This is a genomic window from Agrobacterium sp. P15N1-A, assembly GCF_044626815.1.
Classification (GTDB): domain Bacteria; phylum Pseudomonadota; class Alphaproteobacteria; order Rhizobiales; family Rhizobiaceae; genus Agrobacterium; species Agrobacterium leguminum.
Window position 1 is genome coordinate 390,250 of sequence record NZ_JBIUPF010000004.1, and the last position, 18,330, is coordinate 408,579.

Here is an 18,330-nt window from a genome sequence, read left to right on the forward strand (position 1 = left end):
CCGGACCGGTCGAGTAAAAGATGCAACTCAAAGACTGCTATAATTTCCACGATTTTCGCCGCATGGCCAAACAGCGTCTGCCCGGACCGATCTTCAACTACATAGACGGCGCAGCCGATGACGAGGTGACGTATCGGCGAAACACGGCCGCCTTCGAAAAATGCGATCTCGTTCCCGATGTGCTGCGGGGCGTGGCCGATGTGGATATGTCGGTTACCGTGATGGGGCAGAAGCTGTCCATGCCGGTCTATTGTTCGCCGACGGCGCTGCAACGCCTCTTCCACCATCAGGGGGAACGGGCGGTTGCGGCAGCGGCGGGGAAATACGGCACGATGTTCGGCGTCTCCTCGCTCGGCACCACGAGCCTTGAAGAAGCGCGCCGGATCAGCGGCGGCCCGCAGGTCTATCAATTCTATTTCCACAAGGACCGCGGCCTCAACCGCGATATGATGGCGCGCGCCAAGAGCGCCGGTGTCGAGACGATGATGTTGACGGTGGACAGTATTACCGGCGGCAACCGCGAGCGCGACAAGCGCACCGGCTTTGCCATTCCGTTCAAGCTCAATCTTTCCGGCATCGCGCAATTCGCCATCAAGCCGGCCTGGGGCATCAATTACCTGACGCATGAGCGCTTCAGCCTGCCGCAGCTCGACGATCACATTAAAATGGATGGCGGCGCTCTTTCCATCAGCCGCTATTTCACCGACATGCTCGACCCTTCGATGAACTGGGACGACGTGGCGCAGATGGTGCGCGAATGGGGCGGGCCATTCTGCCTAAAAGGCATCATGTCGGTGGATGACGCCAGACGCGCCGTGGAGATCGGCTGCAGCGGCATCGTGCTTTCCAATCACGGCGGCCGCCAGCTGGATGGCTCCCGCAGCGCCTTCGATCAGCTGGCCGAGATCGTCAATGCGGTCGGCGACCGGATCGATGTGATGATGGATGGCGGCGTGCAGCGCGGCACCCATGTTCTGAAAGCACTGTCCCTCGGTGCAAAAGCCGTGGGGCTCGGCCGCTATTACCTTTTCCCCTTGGCTGCTGCCGGGCAACCGGGCGTCGAACGGGCGCTCGAGCTGATGCGTATCGAAATCGAGCGCGGCATGAAGCTGATGGGCTGCACCTCCGTCGATCAGCTCACACGCCGGAACCTTCGGTTCCGTTGAACAAGCGGGACGTTAGAGAAGAACTGCGGCGGAGCGCGGTCACAACCGACTACTGAAACCGCATGCCGTTTCAGCCGCGTTTCGCCGATGCTCCTGAAGCGCCATGCCGATGTTCCAGACGAGCGCCAGACAAACAAGTCCGCAAAAACAGGCTGAAATCAGCGAGCGATGGCGCTTGGCTCCGGAGAGAAACATCCAGCCGATAATTGCATAGACCGCAAGCGCCGGCACCGCCGCAATCAGAACGGATATGGGGCCATCGCAATCGACGGCCTCGACGCCGATGGCGCGATACTCATTCGGAATTGCCACCAGACCGAGCACGGCCACGGGAAACATAGCGACTAAAACCGCGTAGCGGAAAAATCGGGGCGTGTCGGGCATGCCTGCTCCATAGCCGGACAATCAACAGCCGCAACGGCGCAGGTAAAGTTCCGCCGTGCGATCTCAGCGAATATCCATATTGCCGATAATATCGGTTTAGCCGCCATTACTGGCGACCGGAAGAGCAGATTGCCCGCTTTTGCAGAGAAAGCCAGCCTTTTACGTCGGGAGCAATCTTGGCAAGTCAGGCGGAATGTGGTTATGGTTGCATGATGCAACCATAATGGATTGAACGTGCCCCAACAGCCCTTCCCCATAAACGATATCCGTTCCACCTCCCGCCGGCTCGTCCGCGAACTCGGCTTCATGGGGGGAGACTTTGCCGGCACCGATCTGCCGCCTTCCGCCGTGCATGCCCTGATCGAGATCGAGGCATGCCCCGACATCACGGCGCGGGATCTGGGAAAACTTCTGCGACTTGAAAAATCGAGTGTCAGCCGCATGCTGCGCAAGCTCGTCCTGTCGGGCGATGTTCGCGAAGAAACGGATGAAGGGGACAGTCGCATCAAGCGGCTGCGTCTTACGGGTCAGGGACAAGAACAGGTGGGCGCCATTCATGGCTTCGCGAACCGGCAGGTCTCCGGCGCCCTGACGCAGCTTACGTCGGCGGATGCTCACACGATCCTCCAGGGGCTTCGTCTTTACGCCGATGCGCTGGGAGACAGGACCGATATAGTTGCTCCCTCCATAGAGATCCTGGAGGGATACAGGCCCGGCATCATTGCCCGGATCACGCAGATGCATGCGCTCTACTACGCCCGGACATCCGGCTTCGGCCAGCGTTTCGAATCCGTCGTGGCCGAAGGCCTCGCCGCTTTTTGCAACCGGCTCGAAAGCCCGAAGAATGCGATCTGGGTCGCGATGCGCGGACAGGAGATCATCGGCTCCGTTGCTATCGATGGCGAAGATCTCGGAGGGGATATTGCGCATCTGCGCTGGTTCATCGTTGATGACGGGGTGCGCGGTGGCGGTGTCGGGCGCAGACTGCTGGAAACCGCGCTGGCATTCGTCGATGAAAAAGGTTTTTCCGAAACCCATCTCTGGACGTTCAACGGCCTCTTGGCCGCACGACACCTTTACGAAGCCCATGGCTTCACATGCGTCGAGGAACATCCGGGCAGCCAGTGGGGAAGCGAGGTTCTGGAACAGCGGTTTGTCCGGTCACGGCCTGAATGACCTTTCAACCGCGCATGAACGGCCGCAATCGGAATCTTCCTGCGGCCATTTCGAAATCAGGTACCGGCACCCGTTAAAAGGCGAGTTGAACCTTCATCGACCTGCTTCTATCGCCGGCGGCTTCGAATGCCGCAACTGCCTCTTCCAGCGGAAAGGTTCCAGTCAGCAGGGGCTTCAGGTCGACACGGCGCTGATTGATGAAATCGACGGCAAGTCCGAATTCCTCATGGAACCGGAACGTGCCCTTCATCTCGATTTCCTTGGCGACCACCATATTCTGCGGAATGGACACATCGCCGCCAAGACCGAGCTGAACCACGGTGGAACGCGGTTTCAGCGCTTCGAGGCCCGAACGGACGGCTCTTTCATTGCCGGACGCCTCGAACTGGACGTCGAAATAACCCTTGTTTGCCGAATAGGCGGAGAGCGCATCCGGGTCATCGGCGACATTGATGACACGGTCGGCGCCGATGGCGAGCGCCTTTTGCAGAACCGCATCCATGACATCGGTTGCAACGATTTCCCGGGCGCCATGCGCGCGGGCGGCGATGATGGCGAGTGCGCCGATCGGCCCACAGCCGGTGACCAGAACGCGTTTGTCGGTCAATGCGCCGGCGCGGTTGACGCCATGCAGCGTTACCGCAAAAGGTTCGGCCATGGCCGCTTCATGAATGGAGATGCCATCCCGCACCTTGTGGCACTGATATGCCTCGGCTACGAGACGCTGACGGAATGCGCCCTGAATATGCGGCATGGGCATGGCGGAGCCATAGAAGCGCATGTTCAGGCACTGGTTCTGCTGGCCTTTCAGGCAGAATTCGCAATGGTTGCAGGGCCGGCTCGGCGATACGGCAACGCGGTCGCCGACGGCGAGACCGGAAACACCCTCTCCCAAAGCCTTGATGGTGCCGGCGACCTCATGGCCGAGGATCATCGGCTCCCGCACGCGCACGGTGCCGAAACCGCCGTGATTGTAATAATGCAGGTCGGAACCGCAGATGCCCCCCGCTTCGATGGCGACCTCCACCTGCCCGGGACCGGGCTGCTCGGTCTCCCGTTCTTCGATCCGCAGATCTTTCGCCGCGTGGATGACAACCGCTTTCATAGTCTCTCCTCCCATAAGGCTCACACGGCGGCAGACGCCGCCGTTGCCCATTGTCCGGACCTGTCTCAGATATCGACCACGAGGCCCTTGGCTTTCAGAACCGGCTCGAGCTTGCTGACCTCGATCACCGACTTGCCCTGCTTGTAAGCTTCGATGTAACCAGCCTCGGCATCTTCGCGGGCCTGCGAAAGCTTGGCCGCTTCCTGCGCTTCCTCGCGCCTGACGACGACGAGACCATCGGCGTCGCCGACGATGATATCGCCCGGATTGATGATTTCGCCGCCGACGATCACCTGATCGTTGACCGCGGCAATGGTCTCCTTGACCGTGCCCTTGATGCAGACGCTGAGCGAAAAGACGGGAAAGCCGAGGTCTCGCAGCTGCAACGTGTCGCGCACGCCGGTATCGGTCACCAAACCGCCGATGCCTTTTGCGAGGCAGGCATTGGCGAGCACGTCGCCGAAGGAACCCGCTTCTTCATATTCGCCGGCGGAAACGACGATGATGTCACCCGGCTTGGCATAGTTGATGGCAAGCTGCAGCATGATGTTGTCGCGCGGCGCGCATTTGACCGTGAAGGCCGGGCCGCAGAGCTTCATGCGATAATCGACCGGCTTCAGCCGCGAAGATAATGCGCCACGACGCCCCTGTGCCTCATGGATCGTCGCAGGAGAGAATTTGGCAAGGGCCTCGACATCGGCCTTGGCCGGACGCTGCGCGATATCTTTAATGTGGATCATGAAAACCTCCCACGTTGAAACCGTCGGCGAGAACGTCTCGCCGACCGGTGATGGTGTTGAATGGATGGAATGATGACTGAAGCTGAGCCGAAGCTCAGGGGATCGGGTCGAACTTCAGTTCGGACAGAGGCACGACCTTGTCGGTGCGCGTCATCTTGTATTCGGTGTTCGGGCCAAGCCACTTGTCCCAGATGCGGTTGATCTCACCATCCGCATCGAGCTTGCGCAGAATCTCGTTGATCTTGGCGGTCAGCGCCGGATTGTCCTTGGCCATGCCAATGCCGATGGGCTGGAAGAGCATCGGCTCTTCGATCATCCGCATCTGCTTGCCCTTGGTCTTGGATTCGTTGACGAACTTGGTCATCGTCATGGTGTTGCCGACGATGCCGCGCGCCTTGCCCTGCTGCACGGCGAGATAGGCGGATGCCGTATCCTGGAATGTCAGCGGCTCGGACTTGTTGAGCTTAACGGAGAGTTCCGATGTCGAGCCCTTGCTGGACGCGATGCGCTGGCCGACGAAGTCGGACTTCTTGGTGCCGGGGTCGTCAACCGGAACGATCAGCATTTCCTTAGCCAGATAATAGGGATCGCTGAACTGGATCTGCTCGGCGCGGCTCTGGGTGTAAGCGAGGTTGGCGACCGAGAGATCGACGCGGCCGAGCTTGACTTCGGGAACGCGCGCTTCGACCGACACCGGCTTGATCTCTGCCTTGACGCCCAGTTCCTTGGCGATGGCGCCGCAAAGGTCAACATCGAAGCCCGCCATTTCGCGCGTCTTCGGGTCCGGCGACGCGAAAGGCGGCACATCGGCGAATGTCGCGCAACGCAGCGTCTTGTTCGCAATGATCGTGTCGAGCTGGTCGGCCTTGGCCGGAATGACCGCAGCCGAGGTTGCCAATACGGCGGTAAGAGTAATGCACTTCCGGTTCATTTCAGTTCTCCCGTTATTATAGAGGTTGGGTCTAGTGTCTCAGATCGGCAAGAAACCGCTGCGCACGCGGATGTTGCGGATTTTTGAAAAACTCGTCCGGCTTTGCGGTTTCGAGAATGCGCCCGGCATCGATGAACCAGATGCGGTCGGCCACTTCCCGGGCAAAGCCCATTTCGTGGGTGACGCAGAGCATGGTCATGCCTTCGGCGGCGAGGCTCTTCATGACGGCGAGCACCTCACCCACCATTTCCGGATCGAGCGCTGAGGTCGGCTCGTCGAACAGCATGACCGGCGGCTCCATGGCGAGCGCCCGCGCGATGGCGACGCGCTGCTGCTGACCACCGGAAAGCTGGGCGGGATAGGAATTGGCCTTGTCAGCCAAGCCGACGCGGTCGAGAAGCTTCAGCGCCTTGTCATGGGCGACGGCCGGAGAAACACCCTTCACCCGGATCGGCGACATGGAAACATTCTCGACCACTGAAAGATGCGGGAAGAGGTTGAAGCTCTGGAAGACGAAGCCCACACGGCTGCGCAGTGCGTTCAGCTCCTTTGCGCGCATCTGGGCATGGATGTTCCTGCCATCCAGCATGATCGAGCCGCTGCTGATCTCCTCCAGACGGTTGATCGTGCGGATGAGGGTAGACTTACCGGAGCCCGACGGGCCGCAGATGACAACGACTTCGCCACGGGTGACGTTTTCGTTGACATCCTTGAGCACCTGATAATCGCCATAGCTTTTGCAGACCTGCGAAAGCGTGATGGTGTAGGCGTCCTGAGAGGCGGAAACTGGCGCGGTCATAGCTGCTCCGTAACGATATTGGCGGGGGCCGGTGCCGTGTCTGCGGCAAGCTTGCCGCGCGGGCCGGCCCGGCGGCGGGCGATGCGCCGCTCGAGAAGATTGGCGACATGGGTGAGCGACCAGCAGATGATGTAATAAACCAGCGCCAGAATGAGGAAGACCTGGAAAGGCTGGGTCAGGAGCTGGTTGTTCACTTGGTTCGCCGCAAAAGTCAGGTCCGGCACATTGATGACATAACCAAGCGTCGTATCCTTGATGGTGGACACGAACGTCGAAATGAGGCTCGGGATCATGTTGTAAAGCGCCTGCGGCAGGATGACATAACGCATCGCGCCGAAATAACCGTGGCCGAGGGCTCGTGCCGCATCCATCTGCCCCGTGCCCAGCGATACGATGCCGGCGCGGACGACTTCGCTCATGAAAGCGCCCTGATAGATGACGAGCGTGGTCAGCATCGTCACGAAGCTCGGCACATCGGCGCCGGTCCAGAGCGGAACGAGGAAATAGCTCCAGAGAATGAGCATCAGAAGCGGCACGCCGCGGGTGAAATAAACCACGGCAGTCACCGGCCAGCGCAGGAGCCGCCATTTCGACAGCCGCGCCAGCGCCATCAGGATGCTGACGGGAAAGGCGAGCGCGATGCTGAGCGCCGACAGGATGAGCGTGTTGGCAAGGCCGCCCAGCGGGCCGTTGGGATATTGGCCAATCAGCAGAAGCAGCCAGTAATCCTGCACGATTGCGATCATGTCATGGATCATGCCCGTGCCCTCCGCAGTGGATCGGCACGCATGGAGATATAGGCTCCGAGACCCATGATCAGCAGCGAGAAGAACAGATAAAGCACGGTGGCGACCAGATAGACTTCAAACGTCCGGAAGCTGAGATTTTCGACTTCCTTGACCGCATGGGTGAGTTCCGGTGCGCCGATCAGAACACCAAGACTGCTGTTCTTGAACAGCGAGGTACTGTGGTTGATCAGCGGCGGCAGTGCGTTGCGAACGCCCTGCGGCATGATGACGAAACGCATCGCCGAGACATAGCTGTGCCCGAGCGCACGCGCCGCTTCCATCTGGCCGGGATTGATGGAACGCACGCCGGAGCGCAGATCTTCGCTGAAATAGGCTGCCTGACAGAGGCCGAGACCGATAATGGCGAAGATCGCTTCGGCATTGTGGCTGGAAAGCCAGTTGGCCAATCCGCTTGGCAGTAGCGTGAAGACGCCGAAATACCACAGCATCAGCTGCACGAGTGTCGGAACGTTGCGGTGATAGGAAACATAGGCCGCCACCAGCGGATCACCGAAGCGGAAAGGTGACAGGCGAATGGCAAGCAGCACAATGGCCAGCGACATGGCGAGCAGCCATGAGCCGGCATAGATGATGAACGTCATCTGGATGCCATGCAAAAGCATCGAGACGTAGTCCGCACTGCTCAGGATTGCCCAGAGGTCAAAACCGCTCACGCGACTTTTCCTCCGGCTCCGCCCGCCGCGGCCTTATTTTCAGCCGGTCGATTTTCAATCGGCCGACTTTCAACCGTCTGTGGCTTGGCAGTCTGCAGCCCGCCCATGACCTGAAGCGTCGGGGTAATTTCCATGTGGCCGATATTCATGGCCACGGGGGCAGCGATGGCAAAGGCAATCGCATCGGCGATATCGGATGCCTGCGGCAGCTCGAAACCATCGATGAAACGTTCGCGAATGCTCGGATCATTTCCATGCACATGGTTGAAGATATCGGTTGCGACACGTCCGGGGCAGATTTCCGTTACCCGCACGCGTTTGCCGAAGGCATCGATGCGCAGCTGGTTGGACAGCATCGCCACGCCCGCCTTGCTGGCATGATAGATGGAGTTGCCGCCGAAATTGTAATTGCCGGCAATGGAAGAGATGTTGATGACATGGCCACGATCGCGCGCCACCATGCCCGGCACCACCATGCGGCACAGATGCAGCACGGCGCGCAGGTTGACGTCGATCAGGAGATCGATATCGCTCTCATCCGCTTCCAGGAACTTCTTCGGGCGGTCGACACCGGCATTGTTCACGAGGACATCGAACGCAACTTCGCTGGTGAGCTTTGCAAGCGCCGGCCGGTCCGTCACATCGATGGCATGGGCGAAGCAGCCCGTGCGCTTCGCCAGCTTGTTGAGAGCGTCCGCGCTTCTGGCAACCGCATGTACTTCCAGCCCTTCGCGGCAAAGGCGCTCAACGACGGCGGCGCCAATTCCGGAAGATGCGCCGGTTACGAGTGCGGTCTTGTAGTCTGAGAATGGCATGTTTGTCCCCTATCGTTGAGCAAACATTAGTGAAGCTTTCATCGCTTGCCTAAGACCGATTTTTTTTGGAGTAATAAGCAACTTGTATGGATGGCGATTGCACCACTTTCAGCGATGCGGCAATCCGGCCGGCGGGGGCATATGTTCCCCTTGCCGGCCACCGGCTCATTCTAGACCACCGCCGTCGGCAGGTCCTGTCCTGCGAAATGCGCATCCAGATTGGCGAGAACCAGAGCACCCATCTGGAGCCGCGTCTCATGGGTCGCAGCGCCTATATGCGGGGCGAGAACGACATTCCGCATACCGATCAGCGCCTCGGGAACATGCGGCTCGTTCTCGAAGACATCGAGCGCCGCACCCTTCAGCCCGCCTGCCAGAAGAATATCGACCAGCGCCTTTTCATCCACCAGCGATCCTCTGGCGACATTGACGAGCACGCCATCCGGCCCCAGCGCCGCCAAGACCTCGCGGTTGATCGCGTGTCTGGTCTCCGGCGTCGCCGCCGCCGCGACGATCAGGACATCGCAGGCGCTTGCGAGCGACACTGCCGTTGAATGATAACCATAAGCCACGTCCTGTTTCCGCCGGCTGAAATAGGAAATCTCCGCATCGAAGGCCTCCAACCGTACCGCAATGGCGCGGCCTATGCGGCCAAGCCCGTAAATCCCGTAACGCCGCCGCGAGGCCTTGTTGCCAAGCGGCATCTCGGCTTTTTTCCACTCTCCCGAGCGAACATGGTGATCCGCGCTGACAAGCTGGCGCAGCAGCATGATGGAAAGGCCGATGGCGAGATCGGCAACGTCCTCGGTCAGCACATCAGGCGTGTTCGTCACCCTGAAGCCGCGCGCGCGGGCCTGATCGAGATCGACCCTGTCGAAACCGACGCCGTTGATGGCGACGATTTCGAGAGCGGGCAGGCAGTCGGCGAGATCGGGGGCGAGGCCGATATGGCCACCGGTGACGACGGCCTTTATCGAAGCCGCCTCCGCCTGCAGAAACGCCTGTTTGTCGGATATTTCGTGCCATCGATGGACTCGGAAGCGTTTTTGCAGTTCGGCTTCTATTTGTGGCTGGAGCGGATAGGTTTGCAAAAGATCGGGCTTCATGCGCACTCCTTACCCGCGACCGACGAAAGGCATGCCGCTCGCCATCACGGTCATGGTTAGCACATTCGCCTCAAGTGGCAGCGAGGCCATGTGCACCACGGCCTTGGCGACGATGCCGGCGTCGATGGTCGGTTCGATGGCGGTGCTGCCATCCGCCTGCAGCACGCCGGTCGCCATGGCGCGCGTCATTTCGGTGCTGGCATTACCGATATCGATCTGCCCGCAGGCAATGTTGAATGCCCTGCCATCCAGCGCGGCCGACTTGGTAAGGCCGGTGATCGCGTGTTTGGTCGCGGTATAGGGCGCCGAACGCGGACGCGGCGTGGTGGCCGAAATCGAGCCATTATTGATGATGCGCCCGCCCTGTGGTGACTGCGCTTTCATCTGGCGAAACGCCGCCTGCGTGCAGAGGAAAGCGCCAGTGAGGTTGGCCCCGACCACCGCGTTCCAGGTTTCGAACGGCACGTCTTCGATATGGACCGCCGGTGCCGACATGCCGGCGTTGTTGACCAGAAGATCGAGACGGCCGAAACGACCGGTGACCTCGGCGAACAGCCGTTCGACATCGGCCGGAACGGAAATATCTGCCGCGACGGCCAGAACGCGGTCTCGATGTTCGCACCATTCGCCGACAGCGGCGTCCAGAACTTCACGCCGCCGCCCTGTGATCGCAACGCTGTAACCATCTTCCAGAAGCGCCTTGGCAATCGCCTTGCCGACGCCTGTTCCTCCACCCGTGACGAGTGCGATCTTTCCCCCACTCATGCCGTTTTCCCTTCCAGTTCATCTTCCACATGCGCCTGAATGATTTCGGCAAAGGATGTTTCCGCCCGGAAGCCGAGCGACAGAGCGAGCTGTGGATCGTAATCCTCGGCCCAGCCGTCGACGATCCGGATGATCCGCTCGTCGGGAACACGCTTGATAAGCGCCACCGCCTTTTCGCCGGCGAAGGCGCGCAGGGCCTCGATCTCATCGGCGACCGTGGCCGAAAGCCCCGGCATGATGAGATTGCGACGAACGCCAAGCCCGGAAAGATCGACGGTCGCGGCGCGCAGCAGGAAGGCGACGGCCGAACGCGGGCTGGCGAACCAGTGGCGCACGGTATCGGCAACGGGCAGCACCGCTTGCTGGCCCACCAGCGGTTCGCGCAGGATATTGGAGAAGAAGCCGGAGGCGGCCGCGTTCGGCTTGCCGGGGCGGATGCAGATGGTGGGCAAGCGGATGCTGACGCCATCGAAGAAACCACGGCGGCTATAATCCGCGAGCAAAAGCTCCACGATCGCCTTCTGCGTACCGTAGCTGGTCAGCGGAGCCGTCAGGAACTCATCGCCGATCACCTTCGGGAATGGCGAGCCGAACACGGCGAGCGACGAGCAGAACACCACACGCGGCCGGTATCCGTCCTTCTGATGCTCCAGACGAATGGCTTCGAACAGCGAACGTCCGCCATCGAGATTGATGCGATAGCCCTTCTCGAAATCGGCCTCCGCCTCGCCCGAAACCACGGCGGCGAGATTGAAGATCACATCCGGCCGTTTTGCGATCAGCTTTTCGGCGACGCCGGCGTTCGACAGATCGCTACGCTCGAGGGTCACCGTGCCGCCAAAACCTTTTGGCGCAACCGGCTCGAAAACATCCGTCAGCGTCATTTGGCTGATCTTCACACCGCCAAGCGTTCCGTCCGCGGTAAGGCGTTGCGTCAATTTACGGCCGATCATTCCGGCCGCGCCGATTATCAGAATATGCATGGTTCACCTTTGATTGACCGGCATTGCCGGCTCGATTGATTGTCAGTCCTCGTCACCCTGAAACACCACTTCGCGGCGGCGCATGATCGCCGGCATCGCCATCATGATGACGACGATGGCAGACAAAGCGAGCAAGGTGGCGCTGATCGGATGGGTGACGAATGTCGAAAAACTTCCCTGCGAGATCAGCAGCCCGAGGCGCATGTTCTGTTCCAGAAGCGGACCAAGCACGAAGCCCAGCACCAGAGGTGCCGGCTCACAGCCAATCTTGCGCAAGAAGAAGCCGACGATGCCGAAGACCCGCGCAGAACAGAACATCGACGACGCTGTAGGACAGGCCATAGGCGCCGATGGCGCAGAACATCAAAATGGCGGGGCACAAAAACCGGTAGGGAATGCCGAGAAGGCGAACCCAGATGCCGATCAGCGGCAGGTTCAACACCAGAAGCAGCAGATTGCCCACCCACATGCTGGCGATCAGCCCCCAGAAAAGGTCTGGCCGCGACTGCATGACTTCAGGTCCCGGTGTAATGCCCTGGATCATCATCGCGCCTACCATCAGCGCCATCAGCCCGTTGGCGGGAATGCCGAGCGTCAGAAGCGGAATGAAGGAGGTCTGCGCGCCGGCATTATTGGCGCTTTCCGGCCCCGCCAGCCCTTCGATTGCGCCCTTGCCAAACCGGGACGGATCCTTGGCGATCTTGCGTTCCAGCGCATAACTCGCGAACGAACTCATGATGGCACCACCACCGGGCAGTACACCGAGGAAAGAGCCGAGCGCGGTACCGCGCAACACGGCGGGAAAGGCCTGTTTGAAATCCTGCCGGGTCGGCATCAGCGATCCGGTCTTTGCTGCCCCTGCATCCCGCTCCACGCCCTGCTGCAGGTTGAAGAGAATTTCGCTGACGCCGAGCAACCCGATGGCAAGCACCACGAAATCGATGCCGTCGAACAGTTCGGCCATGCCGAAGGTGAAACGCTGCTCCCCGGATGTCGGATCGATGCCGACGAGGCTGAGGGCGATACCGAAGGCGACCATGCCGACCGCCTTAACCGGCGATCCGCTCGACAGGAATACGGCAAACAACAACCCGAAGATCACCAGACTGAAATAATCGGCCGGGCCGAAGGCAAGCGCAACGGCCGAAAGCGGCTTTGCGACAACGACGATCAAGACAGTCGCCACCGTGCCGGCAAAAAACGACCCGAGCGCCGCCGTGGCCAGCGCCACACCCGCCCTGCCTTGGCGCGCCATGGCATAACCATCGATGCAGGTGACGACGGACGAGGATTCACCCGGCAGGTTAACGAGGATCGCCGTTGTCGAGCCGCCATATTGCGCACCATAAAAAATGCCCGCGAGCATGATCAGCGCCGCCGTATCCGGCATCGTATAGGTGATGGGCAGAAGCAGCGCGACGGTGGCGGAAGGACCGATGCCCGGCAGGATGCCGATCATCGTGCCGAGCGTGACGCCGAGCAGACAGTAAAAAAGGTTTATCGGCGTGACGGCCACACCGAAACCGAGGATGATATTGGAAAGAAGATCAGTCATGGCAGCAGCGGTATCCTCTGTCCGAGGCCGACAACGAAAATGAGGATGCAGGCGAGGATGAGCACCGCCGAAAGCAGCAGAGCTTCAACCGGCCGGATCCTGCCATAGGCGATGCAGGCGAGCACGATCAGCACGAAAGCGGCGGCAATGAAGCCCAATGGCTCGATCAGCAGCGCAAAACCGACAATGCCGGCGACCGACAGAAACGGACGCATTTTCGGCGCCACCCAGGCTTCGGACGGCGTCTTTCCCAGTAAATCCTGCAAAAGCAGCGCGATGCCGAGTGCGAACATCAAAGCCGCGATGACCGTCGGCATATAGCCGGGTCCGGGCTGGAAATTAGTGCCCATGCTCAGCGGCCGCGCGCCGTAATAAAGCCCGGCGGCAGCCACCAGAAAGAAAGCCCCGGACAGAATATTCGCCGTCAGTTTCGAGCCGTGTTCGGCCATGATTATCTCCCCTCCACACTGAGAATACGCCGCGCCTCCCGACACGGCGTATTCAGATATCGAAACACTCGCTCAGTCGGCCCAGACACATCCCTTCGAGCGCATCATTTCGTAGCGATCCTCGATATCCATCTTGCCCTGACGGTGCAGCTCCATCATGTGGTTCTCGTGATCGTCGCGCTCCCGGCAGGCCTTGACGAGTTTCGGAATATCGCTCTCGCGAACGACGACAACGCCGTCATCATCGCCGCAGACGATATCGCCGGGGCTGATCAATTCGCCGCCCACCACGACCGGATGGTTGATGGTGCCGAGCGTGTCCTTGGAGGTGCCCTTCATGCAAAGGCCGAGTGAGAAAACCGGGAAGCCGATCTCGCGCAGACCCTTGCCATCACGCACGGCGGCGCTGACCACGAAGCCGACAATGCCCTTGCCGATGCAGGCGGCAGCCAGCACATCGCCAAAGCCCCCCTGATTGGGATTGTCACCGCCATCGATGACCAGCACATCACCGGGCTTTGCCAGATTGATGGCTTCGAAAATCATCAGATTGTCGCCGATATGGCATTTCGCGGTGATCGCCGGGCCGCAGATTTTCAGGCCGGGTTTGATCGGCTTGATACGATAATCGAGAGCGCCGAGCTTGCCCTGCGCCTCATGAATGGTGGCGGGGCTGAATTTGCTGATCGCCTCGATATCGGCTTTGGAAGGGCGCTGGAAATTGCGGATGACATGGGCCATTGGCCGGATTCCTTTCAACAGTGGGTCATGCCTGGGCCAAACGCGGCCCAAGCGTCATTTTCATTGGAGATGAGAGAAGCGGTCGGTGCCGGCCGCCTATTTTGTCCAGGGCTTGCTTTTCCAGAGCTCGGCCAGATTGGCGTTGCCCTTCTTGAGGGCGTCGGCAAATTCGGCCTGGGTCAGCGGCAGCGTGGTCAGTTCGCGCTTCTTGGCGTCGGCAAGATAATCCGGGTCCTTCAGCGCCTTCTGGAAGGCATCCACCAACTTTGCCTCCACATCCGCCGGCAGACCTTTCGGCGCACCGAAACCGGCAAGCAGGCTGAACTGAACATCGTAGCCCGCCTCCTTGAAAGTCGGCACGTCAGGCGAGAGCGGCGAGCGCTCGGTACCTGATGTGGCCAGTACACGAAGTGCGCCGGAACGATTGTCGGCAAAAACCTCGTTGAGGTTCATGAAACCGAGCGTGACGTGGTTGCCAAGCATGGCGAGCCTTGCCGGGCCGCCGCCATTGAAGGGCACGAAATTGAGCTTCACGCCCGCCGCATCTTCAAACAGCAGCGCAGTGATCTGGCTCGGATGACCGATGCCGGTCACGCCGACGACGACCGGGCTAGCCTTGGCCGCCTCGACAAACTCCCTGGCGGTCTTGATCAGCGACACCTTGTTGACGGTCAGCGCCAGATCGCCGCCGATCTGGTTTGCGAGCGGCGTGAAGGCATCCTCCTTGTAGCTGGCATTGCCCTGCACGATCGGCGAATACATGGATGGAAAATTCAGAGCGCCGATGGTGTAGCCATCAGGCTTGGCATTGGCGATATAAGTCGCGCCGATCAGCCCGCCGGCACCTTCGCGGTTTTCCACCACGACCGATGTGCCGAGATATTTTTCAAGATAAGGCACCAGCGCCCGCGACTGGATATCGGTGCCGCCGCCGGCCGGATAACCGATGACCAGCGTCACCGGCCGCTCCGGATATTCCGCCGCCGCCCCTCCCGCAGCAAGGATTCCCGCGGCCGCCAGCATGCCAAACAGAGATGTCTTCAAACGCATATCTTTTCCTCCCCGATACGCTTTCACCGGGGAGGCTAGGAACAAGCCATCAACAACACAAATACCGAGTTTTCAAACTGCCCATACAAATCTTTTATGGGTTGAAAGAAGGTTCGCGCCTTGCGACCGACCGCAGCAGGTCCCGAAACAGCCTGAAGGTGCGCTCATCCACCTCCCTGCCCTTCAGCAGATGGATGGAGCGATAAATAACCGGATCGGTTATATGCGCGGCCTGAAGCTGGCCGGCCTCGTGCTCCTGCTGAACCGAATTCCATGACAGGATCGTCGCACCGATGCCGGCGCCGACAGCCCGTTTGATCGTATCCTGCCCGTCTATCTCCATCGTCACATTCAGGCCAATACCGGCGCAGGTAGCGGCCTCGTCTATCGATGCGCGCAGCGGATTATCCCTCGGCGGCAGGATCAGATTGAGCTTTGCCGCAGCCTCAAGCGGCATCGACCGGCCGAGTGGCCTTGAGGAGACTGCAAACAAGCTCTCCTTGACGATGAGATCGTCGGCCTTCTCTTCCGCACCGACAAGCGCAACCGCCATATCCACCTTGCCAAGACGAATGAGGCGCAGCGATTCATCATTGCGTGCCTCTATCAGCCGCAGCGAAACCTTGGGCATCGAAGCGGCAACTTCGCTGATGATACTTGGTGCAAAGGCCGTCGCCCAGGAAGGGATGAGGCTCAGCCGGATCACCCGCTCATCCAGATAGGCCATGGCGCGAATTTCCGCCTCCGCCTGCCTTACCTTCTCGGTGATCTCGCGTGCATGGGCGAGAAGCACTTCACCCTTCTCCGTCGCCTTCACGCCACGCGCCAGCCGGTGCAGCACGGGAAAACCCACCAGCCGTTCGAGTTCCGTGATGTGGTGGCTGAGCGCCGGCTGGGCTATCCCCAACTGCCGCGCCGCAGCCGACATTGAGCCGCAATCGGCAATCGCGACCAGATATCGCAGCCTGCGCAAATCCAACATGCCCGCTTCCACCTCCCGCCGGTTCAAGAGGTGATCATGACACCAAATCGCCGCCATGACCTAGGGCAAAAAGCCCTTTTCCGCGAAAGGTGGGCAATGGGGCAAGTGATGGGGTAAGACAAGATTCTTATGACAGCCGGCTAAGGCTTTTCTCTGCTTCTTCCCCATGACACGGTCCTGGCTGCGATGGGGAGCGGAATGGATCCTAAGACCGGTATTTTGCTCAAGCTGACGGCCATGCTGGCATTCACAGTCATGTCCGCCTGCGTGAAAGGCCTGGACGGGGCGATCCCGGTCGGCGAAGTCGTTTTCTGTCGAGGATTTTTTGCCCTCATTCCCCTCTGTCTCTGGTTCATCGCCTCATCCGAGCGGATAACCGTGCCGGCCGCGAAAAACATCGGCAGCCTGCTCGCGGGCAGCTCGGCCGGGCTTGGCGGCATGTTCTTCGGCTTTCTGGCGCTCGCCTATCTGCCGCTGGTGAATGTCACCGTGCTGAGCTACACGACGCCGCTTTTCACCATCATGCTGGCAGCGCTGCTCTTGCGCGAAAAGGTGCGGATTTACCGATGGTCCGCCGTGCTCACCGGCTTCATTGGCGTCTTTATCACCTTATCACCCAATCTGGTCTTTGATGCCGCATCAGGGCCCGCCCGGATCGACGGCGTTGCAATGATCGGAACCGCACTGGCGCTGACCGGTGCGCTTTGCGCCGCCTTTTCGTCCATCGCCGTTCGCCACCTGAACAGCATCGAAAAGCCGTCACGCATCGTGCTCATCTATACGTTAACGGGTGTGGTGGCCGGCCTCGCCACGATCATATTCGGATGGAAGATGCCGGATGTTCACCAGTTCCTGCTGCTCGCTGGCGGCGGCCTTGCCGGCGGCATCGGCCAGATCGCCATGACGCTCAGCCTGCGCCACGCCCAGGCCTCGCTGCTGGCGCCGTTCGATTACACCACCATGATATGGGCAATCGCCCTCGGTTATCTCTTCATGGCCGAAGTGCCGACGGGTGCGACCATCATTGGCGCCTTGACTGTCATTGCCGCCGGACTTTTCGCCATGTGGCGCGAAAACCGGCTGGCGAAACAGGCCGTCAGGGAGCCGACAGCGTCAGCTGTTCCGTGACCCGCTTTCTGTGCAGCCGCCTTTCCCGCCACAGCGTGAACAAACCGGCGGCAACCACGATAGAAGCCCCCAGAATGGTCGTCAGGGCCGGAACCTGATCCATGAAGGCATAACCGATCAACAGCGCCCAGATCATCGTGGTGTAATCGAACGGCGCCAGCAGCGAGGCCTCGGCATAACGCAGGCTGAGCGTCACCAGTATCTGCGCGGTTCCGCCTATAAGACCGGTGCCGATCAGCAGTGCCCATTGCCACGCGGTCGGCATTTTCCAGCCCATGCCGATGCTCGCGAAACCAATGACGGTTGTGAGCAGGGTGAAATAGAAGATGATCGCGCCGGTATTTTCCGTCTGCGTCAAATGCCGGATCTGGATCATCGATATGGCGGAGAAAAAAGCCGCCGCCAGGCCGAACAGACCGCCGAGCATGGCAACGCCGGAACCGGAAGCGACATCCGAAACATCGAAGGAAAAATGCGGCGACAGGATCAGCACGATGCCGCAGAGCCCGACGACCACCGCCGTCCAGCGATAAATCCTGACGACTTCCTTGAGAAGCAGCACCGCCAGAATGACGGTGAAGAGCGGTGTCGCGTAGCTGATGGCCGTCGCGTCGGCCAGCGGAATATAGGCCAGCGCCAGATAGCTGAAGACCATGCCGCCGGTGCCGGAAAAACTCCGCACCAGATGGCCGCCAATATGGCTGGTTGCCACCTGCCTTCGAAAACCGCCCTGCGCCGCCATCCACAGACAAAGCGGCAGCATGGCCACCGCCGACCTGAAGAAGAGCACCTGCCCGATGGGTATTTCGCCCCTGAGGCCGCTGATGCAGGCGCCCATCAGCACCAGAGCAAGCGCTGCGGAGATTTTGAGGAGAATGCCTTTGCGGGAATCCATGGTTCGTTCCTTCGGAGTCTTCGAACCGTTTCACCACGCGGCGGCGGGATATCAAACCGGAAAGCAATGTCCATAGGAACTTCGTCTGACCCCATCAA

The 18,330-nt window shown here is 60.3% G+C and carries 19 protein-coding genes and 1 pseudogene; 3 read left to right on the plus strand and 17 right to left on the minus strand.

From position 1 onward, the window contains the following. Window positions 1–20 precede the first annotated feature (20 nt). Window positions 21–1,166 carry an alpha-hydroxy acid oxidase gene (locus ACIK7D_RS16835; RefSeq protein WP_400156865.1) on the plus strand — a complete coding sequence of 382 codons (1,146 nt, stop codon included), beginning with the start codon at window positions 21–23 and terminating at the stop codon, window positions 1,164–1,166. Window positions 1,167–1,205: 39 nt separating this feature from the next. Here ACIK7D_RS16835 and ACIK7D_RS16840 read toward each other — a convergent pair whose 3' ends face one another. Beyond that, on the minus strand, window positions 1,206–1,550 hold the full coding sequence (locus ACIK7D_RS16840; protein WP_400156866.1) for a hypothetical protein: 345 nt from the start codon (window positions 1,548–1,550) through the stop codon (window positions 1,206–1,208). A gap of 234 nt (window positions 1,551–1,784) precedes the next feature. Here ACIK7D_RS16840 and ACIK7D_RS16845 point away from each other — a divergent pair, with 234 nt between their 5' ends. Then, window positions 1,785–2,726, plus strand: coding sequence for a GNAT family N-acetyltransferase (locus ACIK7D_RS16845; protein WP_400156867.1), 942 nt, complete (start codon window positions 1,785–1,787; stop codon window positions 2,724–2,726). A 73-nt stretch (window positions 2,727–2,799) separates the two neighbouring features. Here the strand turns inward: ACIK7D_RS16845 and ACIK7D_RS16850 are convergent, their stop codons facing one another. The 15 genes and pseudogenes from ACIK7D_RS16850 to ACIK7D_RS16920 form a co-directional block, all read right to left on the minus strand. Next, on the minus strand, window positions 2,800–3,831 hold the full coding sequence (locus ACIK7D_RS16850) for an L-idonate 5-dehydrogenase (RefSeq protein ID WP_080854168.1): 1,032 nt from the start codon (window positions 3,829–3,831) through the stop codon (window positions 2,800–2,802). Window positions 3,832–3,896: 65 nt separating this feature from the next. Beyond that, window positions 3,897–4,571 carry a 4-carboxy-4-hydroxy-2-oxoadipate aldolase/oxaloacetate decarboxylase gene (locus ACIK7D_RS16855; protein WP_046799012.1) on the minus strand — a complete coding sequence of 225 codons (675 nt, stop codon included), beginning with the start codon at window positions 4,569–4,571 and terminating at the stop codon, window positions 3,897–3,899. 94 nt (window positions 4,572–4,665) lie between these two features. Next, window positions 4,666–5,502 carry an ABC transporter substrate-binding protein gene (locus ACIK7D_RS16860; RefSeq protein ID WP_400156868.1) on the minus strand — a complete coding sequence of 279 codons (837 nt, stop codon included), beginning with the start codon at window positions 5,500–5,502 and terminating at the stop codon, window positions 4,666–4,668. Window positions 5,503–5,533: 31 nt separating this feature from the next. Then, the gene (locus ACIK7D_RS16865) at window positions 5,534–6,301 is read right to left on the minus strand and encodes an amino acid ABC transporter ATP-binding protein (RefSeq protein WP_127755471.1); all 768 of its coding nucleotides are present in this window, start codon (window positions 6,299–6,301) and stop codon (window positions 5,534–5,536) included. Further along, on the minus strand, window positions 6,298–7,059 hold the full coding sequence (locus ACIK7D_RS16870; RefSeq protein ID WP_400156869.1) for an amino acid ABC transporter permease: 762 nt from the start codon (window positions 7,057–7,059) through the stop codon (window positions 6,298–6,300). The genes ACIK7D_RS16865 and ACIK7D_RS16870 overlap by 4 nt, the downstream gene beginning before the upstream one ends. Next, the gene (locus tag ACIK7D_RS16875) at window positions 7,056–7,763 is read right to left on the minus strand and encodes an amino acid ABC transporter permease (RefSeq protein WP_400156870.1); all 708 of its coding nucleotides are present in this window, start codon (window positions 7,761–7,763) and stop codon (window positions 7,056–7,058) included. The genes ACIK7D_RS16870 and ACIK7D_RS16875 overlap by 4 nt, the downstream gene beginning before the upstream one ends. Then, complete coding sequence (locus tag ACIK7D_RS16880; protein ID WP_400156871.1) at window positions 7,760–8,578, minus strand: SDR family oxidoreductase; 819 nt, start codon at window positions 8,576–8,578, stop codon at window positions 7,760–7,762. The genes ACIK7D_RS16875 and ACIK7D_RS16880 overlap by 4 nt, the downstream gene beginning before the upstream one ends. Window positions 8,579–8,748: 170 nt before the next feature. After that, the gene (locus tag ACIK7D_RS16885) at window positions 8,749–9,684 is read right to left on the minus strand and encodes a 2-hydroxyacid dehydrogenase (RefSeq protein ID WP_400156872.1); all 936 of its coding nucleotides are present in this window, start codon (window positions 9,682–9,684) and stop codon (window positions 8,749–8,751) included. Window positions 9,685–9,693: 9 nt separating this feature from the next. Further along, window positions 9,694–10,449: an SDR family oxidoreductase gene (locus tag ACIK7D_RS16890; protein ID WP_400156873.1), complete on the minus strand. Its 756-nt coding sequence runs from the start codon at window positions 10,447–10,449 to the stop codon at window positions 9,694–9,696. Then, window positions 10,446–11,432: a D-erythronate dehydrogenase gene (gene denD / locus ACIK7D_RS16895; protein WP_400156874.1), complete on the minus strand. Its 987-nt coding sequence runs from the start codon at window positions 11,430–11,432 to the stop codon at window positions 10,446–10,448. Before denD ends, ACIK7D_RS16890 begins: the two co-directional genes overlap by 4 nt. A 42-nt stretch (window positions 11,433–11,474) precedes the next feature. Beyond that, window positions 11,475–12,987: pseudogene (locus tag ACIK7D_RS16900) on the minus strand (tripartite tricarboxylate transporter permease). Continuing rightward, entirely contained in the window at window positions 12,984–13,436 is a 453-nt protein-coding gene (locus ACIK7D_RS16905) for a tripartite tricarboxylate transporter TctB family protein (protein ID WP_262531813.1), read from the minus strand. Before ACIK7D_RS16905 ends, ACIK7D_RS16900 begins: the two are co-directional and overlap by 4 nt. Window positions 13,437–13,508: 72 nt before the next feature. Next, on the minus strand, window positions 13,509–14,177 hold the full coding sequence (locus tag ACIK7D_RS16910; RefSeq protein ID WP_135396989.1) for a 4-carboxy-4-hydroxy-2-oxoadipate aldolase/oxaloacetate decarboxylase: 669 nt from the start codon (window positions 14,175–14,177) through the stop codon (window positions 13,509–13,511). A gap of 96 nt (window positions 14,178–14,273) precedes the next feature. Continuing rightward, on the minus strand, window positions 14,274–15,227 hold the full coding sequence (locus tag ACIK7D_RS16915; protein ID WP_400156875.1) for a tripartite tricarboxylate transporter substrate binding protein: 954 nt from the start codon (window positions 15,225–15,227) through the stop codon (window positions 14,274–14,276). Window positions 15,228–15,321: 94 nt separating this feature from the next. Continuing rightward, window positions 15,322–16,209: a LysR family transcriptional regulator gene (locus tag ACIK7D_RS16920; RefSeq protein ID WP_135396985.1), complete on the minus strand. Its 888-nt coding sequence runs from the start codon at window positions 16,207–16,209 to the stop codon at window positions 15,322–15,324. 198 nt (window positions 16,210–16,407) lie between these two features. Between ACIK7D_RS16920 and ACIK7D_RS16925 the strand changes: the two genes are divergently transcribed. Further along, entirely contained in the window at window positions 16,408–17,337 is a 930-nt protein-coding gene (locus ACIK7D_RS16925; RefSeq protein ID WP_400156876.1) for a DMT family transporter, read from the plus strand. Here ACIK7D_RS16925 and ACIK7D_RS16930 read toward each other — a convergent pair. Further along, complete coding sequence (locus ACIK7D_RS16930; protein ID WP_400156877.1) at window positions 17,306–18,232, minus strand: DMT family transporter; 927 nt, start codon at window positions 18,230–18,232, stop codon at window positions 17,306–17,308. The genes ACIK7D_RS16925 and ACIK7D_RS16930 overlap by 32 nt on opposite strands. Between the last annotated feature and the right edge of the window lie 98 nt (window positions 18,233–18,330).

Bases quoted from the DNA above. Each gene is read 5' to 3' on its own strand.
- ACIK7D_RS16885 (WP_400156872.1), bottom strand. From the start codon at position 9,684: ATGAAGCCCGATCTTTTGCAAACCTATCCGCTCCAGCCACAAATAGAA.
- ACIK7D_RS16910 (WP_135396989.1), bottom strand. From the start codon at position 14,177: ATGGCCCATGTCATCCGCAATTTCCAGCGCCCTTCCAAAGCCGATATC.
- denD (WP_400156874.1), bottom strand. From the start codon at position 11,432: ATGCATATTCTGATAATCGGCGCGGCCGGAATGATCGGCCGTAAATTG.
- ACIK7D_RS16840 (WP_400156866.1), bottom strand. From the start codon at position 1,550: ATGCCCGACACGCCCCGATTTTTCCGCTACGCGGTTTTAGTCGCTATG.
- ACIK7D_RS16850 (WP_080854168.1), bottom strand. From the start codon at position 3,831: ATGAAAGCGGTTGTCATCCACGCGGCGAAAGATCTGCGGATCGAAGAA.
- ACIK7D_RS16855 (WP_046799012.1), bottom strand. From the start codon at position 4,571: ATGATCCACATTAAAGATATCGCGCAGCGTCCGGCCAAGGCCGATGTC.
- ACIK7D_RS16890 (WP_400156873.1), bottom strand. From the start codon at position 10,449: ATGAGTGGGGGAAAGATCGCACTCGTCACGGGTGGAGGAACAGGCGTC.
- ACIK7D_RS16925 (WP_400156876.1), top strand. From the start codon at position 16,408: ATGGATCCTAAGACCGGTATTTTGCTCAAGCTGACGGCCATGCTGGCA.
- ACIK7D_RS16930 (WP_400156877.1), bottom strand. From the start codon at position 18,232: ATGGATTCCCGCAAAGGCATTCTCCTCAAAATCTCCGCAGCGCTTGCT.
- ACIK7D_RS16870 (WP_400156869.1), bottom strand. From the start codon at position 7,059: ATGATCCATGACATGATCGCAATCGTGCAGGATTACTGGCTGCTTCTG.
- ACIK7D_RS16835 (WP_400156865.1), top strand. From the start codon at position 21: ATGCAACTCAAAGACTGCTATAATTTCCACGATTTTCGCCGCATGGCC.
- ACIK7D_RS16860 (WP_400156868.1), bottom strand. From the start codon at position 5,502: ATGAACCGGAAGTGCATTACTCTTACCGCCGTATTGGCAACCTCGGCT.
- ACIK7D_RS16905 (WP_262531813.1), bottom strand. From the start codon at position 13,436: ATGGCCGAACACGGCTCGAAACTGACGGCGAATATTCTGTCCGGGGCT.
- ACIK7D_RS16915 (WP_400156875.1), bottom strand. From the start codon at position 15,227: ATGCGTTTGAAGACATCTCTGTTTGGCATGCTGGCGGCCGCGGGAATC.
- ACIK7D_RS16880 (WP_400156871.1), bottom strand. From the start codon at position 8,578: ATGCCATTCTCAGACTACAAGACCGCACTCGTAACCGGCGCATCTTCC.
- ACIK7D_RS16865 (WP_127755471.1), bottom strand. From the start codon at position 6,301: ATGACCGCGCCAGTTTCCGCCTCTCAGGACGCCTACACCATCACGCTT.
- ACIK7D_RS16920 (WP_135396985.1), bottom strand. From the start codon at position 16,209: ATGTTGGATTTGCGCAGGCTGCGATATCTGGTCGCGATTGCCGATTGC.